13 protein-coding genes are annotated in these 16644 nt (G+C 49.8%); 12 read left to right on the forward strand and 1 reads right to left on the reverse strand.

The genetic code is table 11. The features are described 5' to 3' along the window. The first annotated feature begins 801 nt into the window (after positions 1–801). The 12 genes from ABX962_RS04015 to ABX962_RS04070 all read left to right on the forward strand — a co-directional run bounded on the left by ABX962_RS04015 (position 802) and on the right by ABX962_RS04070 (position 13639). A complete protein-coding gene (locus ABX962_RS04015; protein ID WP_372716852.1) occupies positions 802–1512 on the forward strand; it encodes a class I SAM-dependent methyltransferase in 711 nt (236 codons plus the stop codon). 532 nt (positions 1513–2044) lie between these two features. After that, positions 2045–3052, forward strand: coding sequence for a glycosyltransferase (locus tag ABX962_RS04020; RefSeq protein WP_372716854.1), 1008 nt, complete (start codon positions 2045–2047; stop codon positions 3050–3052). A gap of 44 nt (positions 3053–3096) precedes the next feature. Then, positions 3097–4032, forward strand: a complete 936-nt coding sequence (locus tag ABX962_RS04025) for a glycosyltransferase family 2 protein (protein WP_372716856.1) — start codon at positions 3097–3099, stop codon at positions 4030–4032. Positions 4033–4040: 8 nt separating this feature from the next. Continuing rightward, positions 4041–4904: a sulfotransferase gene (locus ABX962_RS04030; RefSeq protein WP_372716858.1), complete on the forward strand. Its 864-nt coding sequence runs from the start codon at positions 4041–4043 to the stop codon at positions 4902–4904. A 138-nt stretch (positions 4905–5042) separates the two neighbouring features. Further along, positions 5043–5903, forward strand: a complete 861-nt coding sequence (locus ABX962_RS04035) for a glycosyltransferase family 2 protein (RefSeq protein WP_372716891.1) — start codon at positions 5043–5045, stop codon at positions 5901–5903. After that, a complete protein-coding gene (locus tag ABX962_RS04040; protein WP_372716860.1) occupies positions 5900–7093 on the forward strand; it encodes a glycosyltransferase in 1194 nt (397 codons plus the stop codon). Before ABX962_RS04035 ends, ABX962_RS04040 begins: the two co-directional genes overlap by 4 nt. Then, a complete protein-coding gene (locus ABX962_RS04045; RefSeq protein ID WP_372716862.1) occupies positions 7090–8478 on the forward strand; it encodes an O-antigen ligase family protein in 1389 nt (462 codons plus the stop codon). Before ABX962_RS04040 ends, ABX962_RS04045 begins: the two co-directional genes overlap by 4 nt. Positions 8479–8605: 127 nt before the next feature. Next, entirely contained in the window at positions 8606–9403 is a 798-nt protein-coding gene (locus ABX962_RS04050) for a sulfotransferase (protein WP_372716864.1), read from the forward strand. Between the two features lie 17 nt (positions 9404–9420). Next, positions 9421–9726, forward strand: a complete 306-nt coding sequence (locus ABX962_RS04055) for a hypothetical protein (RefSeq protein WP_372716866.1) — start codon at positions 9421–9423, stop codon at positions 9724–9726. Positions 9727–9950: 224 nt separating this feature from the next. Then, the gene (locus ABX962_RS04060) at positions 9951–11183 is read left to right on the forward strand and encodes a glycosyltransferase (protein WP_372716867.1); all 1233 of its coding nucleotides are present in this window, start codon (positions 9951–9953) and stop codon (positions 11181–11183) included. 26 nt (positions 11184–11209) lie between these two features. Then, positions 11210–12442 (forward strand): glycosyltransferase family 4 protein, encoded by a 1233-nt coding sequence (locus ABX962_RS04065; RefSeq protein WP_372716893.1) that lies wholly within the window; start codon positions 11210–11212, stop codon positions 12440–12442. A 12-nt stretch (positions 12443–12454) separates the two neighbouring features. Next, positions 12455–13639, forward strand: a complete 1185-nt coding sequence (locus ABX962_RS04070; RefSeq protein WP_372716869.1) for a glycosyltransferase family 2 protein — start codon at positions 12455–12457, stop codon at positions 13637–13639. Positions 13640–13658: 19 nt separating this feature from the next. Here the strand turns inward: ABX962_RS04070 and ABX962_RS04075 are convergent, their stop codons facing one another. Further along, positions 13659–16490: a calcium-binding protein gene (locus tag ABX962_RS04075; protein WP_372716871.1), complete on the reverse strand. Its 2832-nt coding sequence runs from the start codon at positions 16488–16490 to the stop codon at positions 13659–13661. Between the last annotated feature and the right edge of the window lie 154 nt (positions 16491–16644).

Here is a 16644-nt window from a genome sequence, read left to right on the forward strand (position 1 = left end):
ACTAGATCCGCAATTAGTTCCCATTGATCGTCGGTTAAGCAATGCCGCCCCACCATGATTACCTCCTCCCTTTCGTTCGAACTAACTTACCTCTCATTCGTACGAAATAACGGGCAACATGGTTTTCAGACAGAGCCTAGGTGGGGTAGACCCATTCTCGTTTAATTGTCGTTCTTGTATGGAATCGCTCAATCGGTGGTGCTCGGCGACAATTTATTCTTGAGTCATTGCTTCCGTCTGTCAATGTAGACGATTGGACCGCTATTGAGGGAACATAGACGGCATCTACTGGATCTGATTTCAAGAAACTGCGTGAGTACAACGTGACGCATGTGGAAATTTTTTTGTGAAGTGCTGTACAACACTAGGTAAGCGAGGTGCGTCTTAACTACATGCAACGCAATTATTTACGTGTGCGAAGTACTGAATAGCCAAGCGATTGAAGATGGTCGTCTATGAGATCAATCTCATCGCGAAGTGATTTTGTTACGATACAAGTGACAAAAAGATGTTTAAGGAGATCTTGAGAGTACGCTAACAAGACCTAATTTGCGGGATGAGACAACACGAGTGCTCTGGCGAAAAGACTATTGACTTATCAGCTAGTTTCTTACGTGTGCCAAGTGAGGTTTACAGCTAAATCACGCCGTTTCCAATGCGAACATTGTCGACTTTCGCGCAGCTGTCTTTAGGTTTGGCTATTGATGACTTACTGTCCGTGGTCGCAGTCCATGCCAGATTATCAATGCCAGATACATTTTCCAAAACTAGTAGAAAAAATACGAGTAATGAATAATTCAAATGAATAAGTATTCAGCGTACTTAAACCCTAGGTTAACGTCGCAAAACATAGATCTGTACGTCATACGCAAAGCAATTTTAACAACCGTAGAAGACGCATCATGTCAATTTCGAGGTCGGTTTCTGGATGTCGGAGCGGGCAATCAACCCTACCGTGAACTGATTGAGTCTAACTCACAAGTCTCTGAGTATGTACCGCTTGACCTGCACGACAATGGAGCGTACGAGGATGCAAAATACACCTGGGATGGGGTAGAGATGCCTTTCGACAACGATGAATTTGACTCAGCAATGGCAACCGAGGTACTTGAGCATTGCCCCAATCCAGACATCACTTTAGGCGAAATACATCGGGTCTTGAAACCTGGAGCTTACTTTCTTTTTACTGTTCCATTTGTTTGGCCATTGCACGACTGCCCTCATGATGAGTATCGGTATACGCCTTGGTCGCTTGAACGACATCTAGCGTCCGCAGGATTTGATGAAATCTCGCTTTGGCCGACTGGAGGCTGGGATGCAACTTTAGCTCAAGTACTTGGATTGTGGGTTCGCCGGCGGCCAATGAGCAAGACAAAAAGAAATATCTCCTCTTGGATTTTTCGGCCTTTAATCAAGAGGCTTATAAAAGGCGATCGCCCAGAAAAGTCCTTCAAAAACACGCAATATTTGATGCCAGGCATCGCAGGCTCCGCTCGCACCACGCGAAAGTAGCGTCTCACGAAGTGCAATCAACCAAAAGAAGTTGACGCCACAAACATCTTACGATGATTGAGGTTGGTTGTAGACTTACACGGGCCTGAATTAATCGTTTGTCAATGATGTCCATATTCATTGACAAGGTTTGCGGTATCGTATGTTTTGCAATGAGTTCGAGCATGCAATCCAGTATTGAACAGATATGGAAAGCCACTTAAATGCCTTATTGACCATTGCACCAGTAACTTTGTGTGCCGAGTGTGAATTTGCAGGCGAATCACGCACTTTCCAATGAGGACATGGTTAACTGTCTTGTGCAGCGGTCATCAAGAATTCCACATGTTTTAATAATGGAGCACGAAAACTGAAAACTTGCATCATTCAACGAAAACTCGACACCGTATCGGAAACATTTATCAGAGCACACAATGAATATTTGCCTAACGTTTCTGCAACCGTCTACTTGCAGAGCGGTTTGCCAACCATTAGCGGGGATAGTGTTCTGCGACAGGACTGGTTTTCAAAAACGATACGCAAGATGTCTCGATTGATCGCGAATCGCGAATGGGAATGGGAAATTGATTCCGCCTATATCGAGGCTTTCCGGCGAACCGGAACGAAAGTAGTATTAGCGGAGTACGGTGTGATGGGAGTCAAGGTGCTGGAGGCGTGTCGGCGTTCAGGTATACCCCTTGTCGTTCACTTTCATGGGTATGATGCCACGAAGCGAGACGTGCTTGATCACTATCGTGCCGCGTATAAAGAGATGTTCCAAGTAGCGGTCGCCGTCATCGCAGTTTCCCATGCCATGGAACGCCAGCTTATCCATTTAGGGTGTCCGTCTGAAAAACTCATTTACTGTCCTTACGGCGTCAATTGCGAGGAGTTTCAAGGTGCTAATCCCGCGAAGGCCTTGCCTCGTTTTGTTGCTGTAGGACGGATGGTCGAAAAAAAGGCCCCCTACCTTACAGTCTCGGCGTTCGCAAGGGTGATCCGTGACGTTCCGGAAGCGAGGCTAACAATGATTGGCGATGGTCCTCTGCTGGACGTATGCAAAAACATGTCCGTTGGATTGGGTGTCGACCACGCAATTAATTTCTTGGGAAGCCAACCTCCAGAAACGGTTCAGCGAGAAATGCGAAATGCGAGAGCTTTTGTGCAGCACTCCGTTGTTGGGGAAAATGGTGATTGCGAAGGCACCCCGGTGGCCGTGTTGGAGGCGGGAGCAATGGGATTGCCTGTAATCGCGACTCGGCACGCCGGCATTCCGGATGTCGTGATTGAGGACAAAACGGGCTTGCTTGTCGATGAGTGCGATGTTGTGGGGATGGCGTCCCACATGCTTCGCGTGTTGAAAGATCCGGGCTACGCTGGAGAACTCGGTGCGAATGCATCGTTTCGCATTCGAAAGTACTATAGTTTGGATCAAAACATCGACAGGCTTTCTCGAGTATTAAACACGGCGGGCAACAGAGGAAATATCAGTTCAATGCGAAAGTCGATTGATTGTGGGCTTCCTCCAAGTCGATTGATTCGTGCGGTCGCGGATGCTTAGACGGTCAAAATCACTAAGTCAAAAATGAAAGAATAGGTCGGTGCGTGACTAGTAAAAACAATCCTTTGATCTCCGTTGTGATCCCTTGCTATAACGCAAGTGTGTTCATCAGGGAAACGTTGGACTCGGTGCGTTCTCAAACCTATAAACCACTGGAAGTGATCATCGTGGACGATGGGTCGACTGATGATTCCGTTGCCATTGCTGAGAGCTACGGTTCATTCGTCAGTGTCATACAACAAGAAAATCAAGGGGAGTCGGTTGCTCGCAACCGCGGCATCGAGGAAGCGAAAGGTGATTGGATCGCCTTTCTGGATGCCGATGACGTTTGGGCTCCGAAAAAATTGCAGCGTCAAGTCGCTGAAATCGATTCACAGGTCGTTTGCATTCACACAAACTACTACAACTTTGGAACTCGATCTGACGTCCGAGAGCCAAAGACGGAGTGTCCTGAAATTCGTTACCGGCTCGATCGGGTTGCGGCAAATAACCCGTTTTTTATTTCCACCGTCATGGTGCCACGTAGTGTCGTTGCTAGGTTTCCCGAATGGACCCGTTGGGGCGAAGACACATTGTACTACCTTGATCTGCTGCAGGAGGGAACTGTTCGCTTAGTCGACGAACCGCTGGCGGGTAACCGCCGACATCCACAGAGCCAATCTCGAGATATTCGGACCGAGATCTTTCGCCACGAAGGGCTTGTCAAGTGGCTTGAATTGCGAAGTGACACATTGGATGACGCAGGTGAGACCCGAAGACGGATCGAGACTTCCATCATGCGGACACTTGCGGAGCACGCGGTTGGTGCTAGATCACGTCGCGAATGGAATCGCTACCATGCAATTCGAGAGTATCTATCCGGATTTCCTGATTCACCTTATGCACGTCAGATCGCGTGTGAACGAATTTATCCCCAGTGGCTTTACCACATGAAGGACCGTTTTTCATCGTTGGTCGGCAGCGCAGGGAGCGAGAAATGATTGATTCGATGAGAAAACCCAATCTATTCTTAATCGGAGCGATGAAGTCAGGGACAAGTTCACTACATCGCTACCTGAATGATCATCCGGATATTTTTATGTCGGGACTGAAGGAGCCTGCGTATTTCGCAGAGGAGGTCAACTTAGGCCGAGGGCTCGCTTGGTACCTGGATCTGTTTAAAGAGGCGGGCGATGCCAAGGTGGTGGGAGAGTCAAGTACACACTACACCAAGTTGCCGACGTACCAGGGCATTCCCGAACGGATCGAGAACTTCGCTCCCGATGCGAAATTCATTTTCCTGATGCGAGATCCATTGGAACGCACGATCAGCCAGTACTGGCACCATTACCAAGGTCGGCGAAGCGGCGAGGTTGAAAAAAGGGAAATGTTGAGAGCGTTTCAAGAAGATCAGCGTTATCTCGCCTATAGCAACTACGCACTTCAGCTTCAGCCCTACTTGGATCGGTTTGGTTCGGACAGGTTAAAGGTGTTTACGCTTGAGGAGTTTCGCTGCTCACCCCAGTCTTGGATGAAACAGCTCTATGAGTGGTTGGGAGTTGACAATGGATTCGTTCCGCAATCCATCGGAGCCAAGATTCACGAAACGCCAACGTTGGTGACCCGCCGCGTTCGTTGGCTTTATGCCATCAAGAAATCTTCGCTGTGGGAGACGGTTCGAGTGGGGGTGCCTGCCCCGATTCGAAGCCTTGGTGAGCGTCTGTCGGAAAGAGCGCCGATTGAAAGGAAAGCAGTCCCAGTAGACGAAGCCATTCGATTTGCCAGACCGATTTTGCAACAACACACGAACAAACTTTCGGATTTGCTCGGACGTGATTTTCCCGAATGGAAAACGCTTTGGGATCATGCGTGAAGTGATTGGCTCAGGACGAAACCAAGCCTCGTTGGATGACAGCGGTGACGATCTCCGTGTATTTCTTGAGCCTGCCTTTGTCGCATGCGACACTAATGTGATAGACCCTTGAATTCCAATCAAACTTTAGTGAGCGTTGTGATTCCAGCTTACAATGCTTCAGAATTCCTGCCGCAGACTTTGGAATCAGTCTTGGCACAAACCTATAAGTCGATGGAAGTCATTGTAGTGGATGATGGTTCCACCGATGACACCCGAGGATGCGTCTCGGCTTACCTATCCGATTCCCGTGTTTGCTATCACTGGAAGGAAAACGGAGGTGATGGTAGCGCACGAAATGAGGGAATTCGCATTGCGACGGCGCCGTACGTCGCTTTCGTAGACGCAGACGATCTTTGGTATCCGGACAAGCTTGAAAAGCAGATGCCGCTTTTCGACCAAAAAATAAAACCGGGAATCGTATTCTCGGATCGAGATCTGATCAATGAAAAAGGTGAGCCTATTTTGGGATGCCAGTGGCCTCTATTTCGTGGTGATCGTCTGTATGAGCGACTGCTCATTCAGAATTTTGTTCCCACGAGTGCCGCGGTGGTCGCAAGAGAGGTTTTTGGTGAGGTTGGATTGTTTGACGAGAGCATTCGGTACGTCTGCGATCGTGACTTCTGGCTTCGGGCATCGTTGAAATTCCCGTTCGACTTCGTTCCCAAGGCGTTGGAAGCCCATCGCAAATGGGGCAACCAAATGACGTCGAACAAACTCGCATTTGCCGAAGCCGCTCTTCAGTTGATTACTCGATTCATTCGGGAACATCAGGATCTGATTGATGCATCTCTCGAATCTGAAATTTGGTCGACCGCTTACGCCCGGCGGGGGATCTGTCTTGGCGAGAGCGGTCGCTACCCAGGGGCGTTGAAAGATTTGCTCTACGCGATCCGCAAATGTCCGACAAATCGGCAAGCGGGCAAATCGCTGGTCAAGCTAATGATAGGGCGTTTATGAATGCTCGTGATTCAGTAGGCGGTCCCACAGCGACAGGACTCGAAAAACCTTTACACGTGATGCATGTCGTCTACAGTCTCGCCTCGGGAGGCATGGAAAACGGCGTTGTGAACATCTGCAATCGGTTGCCGCAAACACAGTTCCGTTCATCGGTCTGCACCTTTGAGGCAGGAGGGCCGATGGAACGACGACTCGCATCGGACCGCGTCGAACTGTTCAATGTGCAGCGACGATTTGGCAATGACCCGACGGTTCCTATTCGGCTTGCCCGTGAAATTCATCGACGAAAGGTGGATGTGCTTCATACGCACAGTTGGCCCACGTTGCTTGAAGGACTTTTGGCAAATGTCGTTGCCCGTGTGCCCTGCTGGATTCACGGTGAGCATGGAAAGCTGATGAATCGCCGACGCCAGGTGATTGCGCAGCGGATCGCTTGGGGGATGAGCGACCGAGTGTTGGCCGTCTCCAACGCACTAGCGGACCGAATGACAGAGGAGATCGGATTTGAACGCAACCGGATTACTCCGATCCCTAATGGTGTCGATACAAAACGTTTTTGTCCTCGTGATGGCAATGGTCACCAGCTTCGTGAACAATTTGGAATTCCTCTTGATGGCGTGGCGGTTGGAATGGTCGCTCGCTTCGTTCCCTTCAAAAACCACAAATTGGTTTTTGATTCCATTGCGAAACTTCTTCGTCTGGGATTGAACGTTCGATTGGTGTTGGCCGGCGACGGGCCATTGAAGGACGAGTTGGTCAAATTGGCGGTTGATTTGAACATTTCTGATCGTGTTCATTTTTTGGGAATTATTGATCAGGTAAATACGTTGCTGCGAGCCATCGATGTGCTGGTGTCGTCATCATCTCATAACGAAGGGATGTCGAATTCCATTTTAGAGGCGATGGCATCTGGGGTTCCTGTTATCGCAACTCGAGTTGCCGCTGCCATGGAGGTGTTGGACGATGGGCGAGCAGGGGTGCTGGTGTCGCCAAATGCAGAGGACGAACTGACTGAATCGCTGAAGGTTCTGGTTGAAAGCCCAGAACGGAGGCATCATCTCGCCCAAAAAGGGATCGAAAGGGTGTCTGGAAATTACACGCTGCCGAACATGATTCGGTCGTATGGTGAAGCTTATTTGCAGACTGCGGGTATCGATTCGCCGGTTGACGCGATTGAGGATCATCAATGAGCGCTCACGCCGTCATCTGGTTGCTACTGTATTTGTACTTTGCGATGCGGACGCTTTCACGTCCTGCATGGGGCATCCCACTTTATTTGATGACGTTTTTTGCGAGTCCGGTGCTCTGGTGGTGGGGCGGACCATTGGCTGCTGTAGGCGAACGATGGAGCCTTTTGTCATCTCTGATTTTATTGGCGGGTGTCGGATTCAGCGGATTTCGCATTAGCGAATTAACCAAAGCGCAATCACGTGTCATGCTGTTGCTTGTTGCATATGCCATCAACGCCACGTTCGTGCATCTAATTTTCTCGTCAAGTTCCGACCCCGAGGAAAGCTGGAAATGGCTCGATCTGATGTGGAAACAGGTGGTGTTGCTACTTCTGATGATCATTTCAGTTCGTGACATCAAGGACTTTCAGATTCTAAGCTACACGTTACTGATCGGTGGCGCTTTCATTGCGTGCGAGGTTTACTTCTTCAAAGCGGGGTCCTACCACCATGGGCGGCTTGAAGGCCTTCCTCTTCCATCGGGCGGAAGTTCTAATTTTGTCAGTCCCGTTCTCTCTCAGTCTGCCATTATTGGTGGTTTCCTTGTCTTTTTTGGCAAGACTAAAGAGAAGCTGTTCGCGCTGTTTTGCTGTGTGATGCTGACGGAAGCCATCCTTCAGTGCCTTAGTCGGGGCGGGCTGCTTGGTTTGCTGCTTGGTGCCGCGTGGCTTATTCTTCAATCCAAAGGAAAAGTGCGACGCCATGGAATGGCCGCTCTTGTCATTGCAGCGATGGGGGCGCTTGTGATTATGGGGCCAGAGCAGCAAGAAAAGGTGTTTGGGCGATTTAGTACCACATTCGCAGAGCAAGAAGAGCGAGATATTGCTGCCGAGAGTCGGTTAATTTTATGGCAGTCGACCTTTGACATGATCAAAGATCGCCCCCTCGGGTCGGGAGGTAACGCTTTCAAGAGCCATTTGGGCCAGACATATATCCCAATTGAATGGCAGAACACGTTTCGCGCTAGTCAAAATGGTTTTCTCGATACGGCGGCCAGTTGGGGAGTTCAAGGCCTTGCAATCTTTCTTGCTGCCTTGGCAACGTCATGGTTTGCTGTACGCAAAACAGTTGCCGCTGCGCACCGACGCGGCGATGTAAGGACGGCATTCTTGGGAGGTTGCATTGATGCCACACTTGTTATGTTTCTGGTTACAACGGTGTTTATCAGCGGCCTTCGTGGGGAATGGTTCTTCTGGTGGCATGCTTTGGCGTTAGGGTTCAGTGTCGTTTACTCCGACGAAGCGATGAGAGCAACAGAACACGGTCGAGAAGACAATATATTGGAGGGCGATGACCCTGCAGTTGATCGAATCAACGTGTCAAACCTTTCGATGGCTAACACCTGAACTAGACGAATTGTGCAGTGGCTTCATCGTCGCCAGGCTACCAAGCTCACGTGCTATTAACATGTGCTAAGAAACAGGCGAAGCGACTCGCGAATTATCCGAAAAGAAATATGAGCACCCAACCGACATGAATACTGAATCTGAATCTGTTCCTCAAAATATCTTTGTGTGTGGTGCCGTTGGTTCTGGCAATACGTTTATGTTTAATTGTCTAACGCAGGACAAGGATTCGTATGGTATCAACGAAGATGCATTGGGGACGACACTTCATCGCTTGGTGGAATCCGAGCGAGAGATGGGCAAGTGTCCTCATTCTGTCGAGGCGTTTAGCCAGTTTCTTACAATGCTTCGTGCAGACAGACAAACGCTAGTCCTGAAGACGCCATCTAATCTGAGACATGCGGCGTTAATCTCGCGGTTATTTCCTTCAACAGTGTTTGTCAAGATGGTTCGTGAGCCGCATGCCGCGATCACGAGCGGGATAGCGAGGCATGATTCTAATGCGTCGATTGAAGAAAACGCGAGACGATGGCTTCGCGATTGCGACGAAATTAGAAACTCGTCAGAAAACTCGCTCGTGGTTGCCTTTGAAGATCTGGTGCGAGATCCCGAACGAGTGATAAAGCGGGTCTCCGAATCGGTAAAGCCGCTATCTGATGCTGTTTTTACTTATGCCAAACGCATGCACCATCCTGAGCGAGCGGATGCAGAACGTTGGAAATTAAAAATTGATTCTGCGAAACAGCAACAGGTGGAACACTGGGTTGCCGAGCTGAAATTAAAGGATGCGTACAATTCCGTACTGTCAAACTCGATCGATGGCAAAATGGATCTTTCTTGCCGATCCGCTGCAGCATCATCTCCAAATCCATTTTCTGGTCTCAAGAAGCAGTTTTATCGGCTTTGGTACAGAGTCGTCAGTTGAGCCTGAGAGTGCTCACTATGTCTAAAAAACTCGATATTGTTCACGCTGACCCAGATGACTATTTTCGGTACTCGCCGGAAGGCCTGAAAATGCTGGTTCATCAATGCGACGTGATTTGGGGTGGACCGACGCGGGGGCCAATCAGTGCGATCGTACATTTTGCTGAGCGGGCAGCAGAAGCGATGCTGCCGGGTAAAGCGGGGTTTGCCGCCCGCTGGTTTGCGGCTTGGGCAATTCAACCTTTCATATATCTCGACCCGTGGCTGTTTAAACAAGATCCAAAATGCGCATGTAGTTTCTTTATCCTGTTAAAGAAACGTTAGTCTTCTCATCAGAGATGATTCACAATCGAAAAACGTACTGTCCGACGAATCGAACCTTTGTTGACAAGTAGCACTAACTCATCTGAGTGAACTGCAGCTTCGTCTCTCTAAGATTAAAATGTTTCGCATCTCGTAGAGACTCGGCTAATTTCGCTTTTCGTGGACAGCCTTGATGATCTGCCGACGTTGCTAAACAATGCTATATCTGAGACAAAGTCTTTCCATTGAATATTCTCTTCCTAACAGAACAGTTCCCTTATCCATTGCATGATGGAGGCAATCTTAGAACCTTTCACATTTTGAAGGGGCTCTGCGAACATCACAACGTAACGATGGTTTCTCATGCTGCAGCCGATAATCCAGATGAAGCGATTGCAGCACTCTCGGAATTATGTGAAGTGGTTGCGGTGAAGGAACCCAGCGTCTCTAGGCGAGTGATGTCCAATCTGATCCGTAACCGTTTTCGACCACCACTATTTGTGATTAAGAATGCTTCCGATGCCATTTTGAATGTTGCGGACCAATTAATATCGCAACGTAACTTCGATGCGATCCATATGAACATGTTGGACACCGCCTTCTTTGCACTCAAGCGACCATGGCAGGTTCCTTTGGTCTTTGATAGCCACAATTGTTTGGCGCAAATTGCCGAGGGGGTTCGTGATCGGGCTCGCAATCCTTTTCGACGTGTCGTTTTTGCCAGAGAGTCCCGTGCACTCAGGCGTTGCGAGTCCGAAGTGGCCTCGCGTATGAACCTAACTCTTGTTTGCTCAAATAACGATGCTCGCTTGTTCTCTGATATCGCTGACAATGCTCATTGCATCGTTGCCCCCAATGGTGTTGACAGCGATTTTTTCTCTCCATCGGATCTAGAAACGAACCCAGATCAACTCGTGTTCACCGGGTCGATGAGTTACTTTCCGAATGAAGAGGGCGCACTGTGGTTCGCCCACCAAGTGTTGCCGCTGCTAAAAACAAAGCGTCCTTCAGTTTGCGTGGATCTAGTTGGGCGGACTCCGCCAGCCTCTCTGCAAAAGCTTCACGATGGCAGGTCTATCAATGTAACGGGGACGGTTGCTGATGTTCGTCCATTTGTTCATCGGGCGAGCGTCTTCATTGTGCCGTTGCAAACCGGTGGTGGCACCCGCCTCAAAATTCTGGAGGCGTTTTCTATGGGAAAAGCAGTTGTGTCGACCAGCAAAGGTGCAGAGGGAATTCCTGTCGAACATGGTCATCAAATTCTAATTGCCGACTCACCGGCAGAATTTGCTACCGCAATCGAAGAATTGATGGCGTCACCGGAAAAGCGAGCTGAGATGGGCCATGCAGCACGTCGCCTTGTCGAAGAATGTTTCGATTGGAAATCCGTTCAAGAAAAAGTCCACCAAGGGTACCAGCAGTTGTCTGACGCGAGGGTGCCTCGTGACCAAAAAAGCATACCATTGGTAAATAAATGAATGCAGAACATCACGCTGGCCACATCATGCCATCGAGCGATCAACTATCTCAACGGCCTGTGGTTCTGCATGCTCGATGCATCAGTGGATTGGGGGGGGGACCCGAGAAAACGATCCTTAACTCGCCACGATTCCTACGTTCCTTGGGTATCGATTCGTACTGTGCATACTTACATAGCGAGGCGGACGGACCTGACTTAGTCGCCAGGGCCAATGCTATGCACGCACCTTTCTTGTCGGTTCGCGACACCGGTCCGTTTGACATGGGAGTCCTAAACAGAATCACTGAAATATGCCGGGAGAAAAACGTAACGATTTGGCATGGACATGATTACAAAACGGATCTTCTCGGCTTGTGGGTTCGCCGTCGATGGCCAATGAAACTTGTGACCACGGTTCACGGTTGGGTGCAACACACATGGAAAACACCGCTCTACTATGCGGTCGATCGGTTTGCGATTCGGCGATACGATCAAGTCATCTGCGTTTCCGAAGACCTGTACGAGCAATGCTTGAAAATTGGTGTAAATGACGATCGTTGCCACCTTATTCATAATGCCATCGACACGAACGACTTCCGTCGGACAATGAGTATTCGCGATGCTCGCGAAACAATTGGTTGGGGGGAGTCAACGATTGTTCTCGGTGCAATGGGCCGTCTGTCGCCTGAAAAGGGATTCGACCTACTCATTCGTGCGGTGTCGCAACTGATCGACAGCGGAGTCCGGGTCTGTCTTAAAATTGCTGGAGAAGGCGGAGAGCGAGCGTCGCTTCAACAACTGATTAGAGAACTGGGGTGCACGCAGCATGTGCAATTAATCGGGCATGTAAAGGACATCAAGCTCTTCTTTCAAGCAATCGATGTTTTTGTTCTTAGCAGTCTTCGAGAAGGCCTGCCGAACGTTGTTTTGGAATCGATGGCGATGGGGACGCCGGTGATTGCCACCCGCATCGCGGGTTTGCCTAAGCTGATTGAGAACGATCACAACGGAAAATTGATTGATTCTGATTCGGTTCCCGCACTCTACGGCGCGATAGCGGATCTTGCCGGCAGTCCCGAATCACGCGATCGCCTAAGTCGTAATGCTCGGACTACGATCGAATCGTCCTTCAATTTTGAACATCGAATGAGACGTGTCGCTGATGTTTATGCTCGTGTACTTGGAAGTGCATTTGAGTTCCCCCCTGTTGACAGTGGACCTAACGCATTGCGACCAGGATCCAACCGTGACATTCCCGTACCTGCGTCGCAGAGATAGCGAAAACCAATCGTGAATTTAGTTTTGTTAGCTGCGTTTTGGATTTCAGCAATTGGACTGCTTTATGGATTCATCATTTACCCGGGAGTCCTTTTTTTTGTGGGACAACTCAAAGGCAGCAAGACTTTTGTTGAGGACGAATATCCCACTGTTTCTTTGGTAATCGCCGCCTATAACGAGGAGAGCGTCCTCAAGCGAAAACTGGAAAATGCATTGGAGATTGATTACCCACGCGAAAAACTTGAGATACTGCTGGGCAGTGATGGAAGCAATGACTCAACTGCAGAAATCGCCTCGCAATTTGTTGATGCGGGAGTCAAATTTTACGACTATCGAACAAGACGTGGTAAACCATCGGTACTTAACGAGACTATCGCAAAGAGCAAAGGCGAAGTGCTTTTTTTATGTGACGCGAATGTCATGTTTGATCCGCAGGCACTAAAACGCTTAGTAGCCCACTTCGGAACTCCTGCGATCGGTGCCGTTACAGGTGACGTGCGATTGGAAAGCCACGAAGCCAATTTTGGAGAAGGCGAAAGTACTTATTACAAACTGGAGCGGGCAATCCAACTTGGCGAGTCTAAATTGGGCTCCGTGATGGGCGTCGATGGTGGTATGTATGTCATCCGTCGATCACTATTTGACACACTGCCAAGTTGGGCGCTCAACGAAGAATTTATTGCCAGCATGCGAGTTATCCGTAAGGGATTTAGAATCGCATATGAGCCAGAAGCATTCGCGATCGAAACGGCTACCCCAACCGCCCGACAAGAATGGCGGCGACGGGTCCGGGTGTCGGCGGGATCGGTGCAGATTCTGCGTGGTGGGTTCTGGCCGCCGGTTACACGACCCGTAGAGCTTTGGCAATTTCTGTCTCACAAAGCTCTTCGTTGGGCGAATCCCGTTTTGCTCGCAGTCCTGTTCACCGTAAACGCGGCTCTCACAATGTTGGGGGCGCATCCCTTGTACAAGATGACGTTCTTGTCACAGGCGGCTTTCTATAGTTTGGCGATACTTGCAACATTCTCTTTGGCGTTCCGCAATACGAAGATTGGTGGCGTCGCTTTCTACTTTACGATGAGCCACGTCGCGATGGCGGTCGGGACGGTGAAAGGGCTCTTGGGACGTCAAGAGACGACCTGGAAACAAGCGGATCGCACCTTGTCCGTCGCACAATCATCTAGCGGCCACAGTTGAGCGGGTATCCGCAGATACGCTACATCGTCGAGATGCGACGTAGTGCCTCTTCACGATCAAGCTGAAAACTGGTCTCGAGCAATCGGATCAGTTTCTCTCTTCCAAAGGCGTCAATCTCTTGGCTGGCCTCGTTCAGTCGCAAGACGCGATCATCGGCGGCGGTGAAAAACAGATCATCGATGGATCCAAACACGATGTCTGCGGATCCGCCGGGTCGAAAACGATCCTTGCCGCTTCCGCCCACCAAGCGATCGATACCCGTTTCAATAGTGACGCTCTTTTCGTCGTCACCGTATAGGGTGTCATCTCCAGCCTCGCCAAAGATTACATCGCGTCCCGCGTTCCCGACAAGAAGATCGTTACCCGTTCCCCCGAACAAAACGTCATCACCATCACCTCCAAATATGCGATCCCCCCCACTGCCGCCATCGATATGATCGTTTCCGCGTCCACCGTCAAGCGTGTGATCATTTCCGTCGCCGCCAAAGATTTGGTCGTCTCCATCGCCACCGCGGACTCGGTCGACGCCAGCGTCACCTAGCAATTGGTCATTTCCAAGATCTCCGTAAATCACATCGTCGCCATCGCCACCGGAGATAAAATCATCTCCATCGTTACCGTGGATCGTATCGTCTCCGGATCCGCCGAACAGAATGTCATTACCGGAGCCTCCACTGATGTTCGACGGAAGATGTGTTGCGTTAGTAAAGTGATCGTTGCCTGCCCCTCCACTGAACTCGATCGACAAAATGTTGCCTAGTGGAAAAGTGGTTCGAACACCATTTAAAATTAGATCAATGAATTCGCCATGCGTAGCGACCGTCACGACATCGTCACCCTCACTCCCTTTCAGCTTGAGGACTGTCGTTGCTTCCACAGTCGGAAGCGGCCCTTCGGCACCGCTGTCTCCCGTTGCAAACTCGCCAGGCGAAACTGTTCCGACAGATTCTTGCCAAATATTGGCAGGCAAATCTGGATAAATGCCGCTGATCTTCTTTACAAATGTGGGAAGGAATTGCACGTTGCTCATTGTCAAATCGGGGCTCTCGAATGATTTGTCGAGTCCGATATTGATGTAGTTCTGAAGAACCGCGCCATCAAGTAGAGTGCCATCTCCTGCATTGGGAGAAACTAGCAGTCCAATGTTGTTTCCGCTGGCCCGAATGTTAGACAGAATTAAGTTGTGGTTCTCATACTCTGAATGACTAAAATCATATGCGATCGTGGATCTTGCTGTGTGGGTGTATTCACTGCCTTGATTTGAGCTTGCGATATTCGGATTGCCCACCACGGTAGTATTGCGAAGCGTCATTTCCGCTTCGTGATACGCGAGCACGCCCTGTACACTAACATGCCACACCAGTAAGTCTTCAAACACTTGACGTGTAAAGTCATCCGCGTTGCAGCAAGATTGAGACCAAGTGGCCCACAGACCACCACGGCTCGCTGCAACTTCATTGTCTCGAAACGATGTGACTTGAAGTGTTTCGCCTTCTCGATAGTATCCGTTGTAATTGTACCCGTAGCTGGCTGCGTCGTAGACAAAATTGCGTTCAACGACATTAGCAGGACCGCGAAACCAAAATCCCGATCCATCAGCACCGATTTCGACCGAGGGTTTGCTAACAGATGGAGGCAACGTTTGTCTTGCTCCACCTCGAATATCACCGGTCTGATGGCCCCCATCGACTTTGATTATCAAGTTACCAAGAAATTGATTGCCAATTTCGTCGCCGTCCTCGGTGACTATTCCACCGCCATCGACGTCATAAACGATATTGTCTGCGATCAATCCGTCGTTGGTTTTGTGAATCGTAATACCCCACTTCAAACCGTCCTGAACGACGGAATCAGACAGTGCCACGCTTCCATGTAAATGGTGAGTGTGAAATGGATAACGCCCTGCAGGATTGGTGCCAACGTGGATTACGTTCCCAGCATCGGAAATCACTGTGTCGTCGACCGCTTCGTCCGCTGATGTTCGACCGAGACCCACAAACGCAACACCCTCCAGATCCACCTGTGCTTTGTGCGTCGCAACGGTATGGCCTCGGAACCCTTGCGGATTTTCGGATCGCAAAACAATCGAACGAGTCAGGTTGGCGACGTGGGCAAACCGTTCAATTTCAAAAGGATTCGGGGAGATGCCGTTGTGATTGAAGTTAGCCGGAGAGGTGAAATGAATCGTCTTTCCTTCGATCTTAGCAATCGTCACCGTTTCCGATTCTTCCAGCGGTTTTCCAGACCTAGTGACAACCGACTGTGCGGTCTCGGGCAGTGCCAGTACGTCACCGACAGCCCAGCCCAAAGGTAACTCGTCAGCCGTGAAATGGGTCGACCCTGCGGGGATGTCCGAAACGGCTCGCACGTAAGGAGTCTTGGTTTCTGCGGTCGCTTTCCACTCGCCTTGGACAATCAAACCGGTGCCCCATTGCAGCGGGTCGTCAATCGAATTGGCTACGTCAGCGAAAACCACCTCTGCTCCCGAGTTCATCAAAAGACTGCCGTCTTCGTAAACGACGAAATCCTTGACACGCAGCAACGCGGAGATTTCCAATTCGCCGTGAACTCCGATAGCTAGGACATCCGATTCACCGTTATCAAACACCACATCGTGTTCGTTTTGGATCAAAACACGATCCGATGCTCCAGGAACTCGCCCAGTTGACCAAATCGCAGCATCACCCCAGTGCCCGCTGGCGACAGTGCTGACCGTTTCGTCATCAACAAAATCAGGAATACCGTGCGGACCGGGAAGCAACGCAGCCAATAGGTTACGACACTCAAGTTGCTGGACTTCGAGTTTTCTGAATGCTTTGCATGCATTGACTCTAGAACGACGACGACGCATAGTAAAAAGACTGCTCACAATCTACCTAATCTCAATTTGATGAAGAAATTGCTGGGGTAAATACTAAGAAACACCAGTGCTTATACGAGCCCATGTTCCAGGCATTAGGATCGTTTGTAGAGCAACTATTGCGCCTTTTTTAACTGCGCCGATC

The sequence above is a fragment of the Novipirellula sp. genome (assembly GCF_041583735.1).
Classification (GTDB): Bacteria; Planctomycetota; Planctomycetia; order Pirellulales; family Pirellulaceae; genus Novipirellula.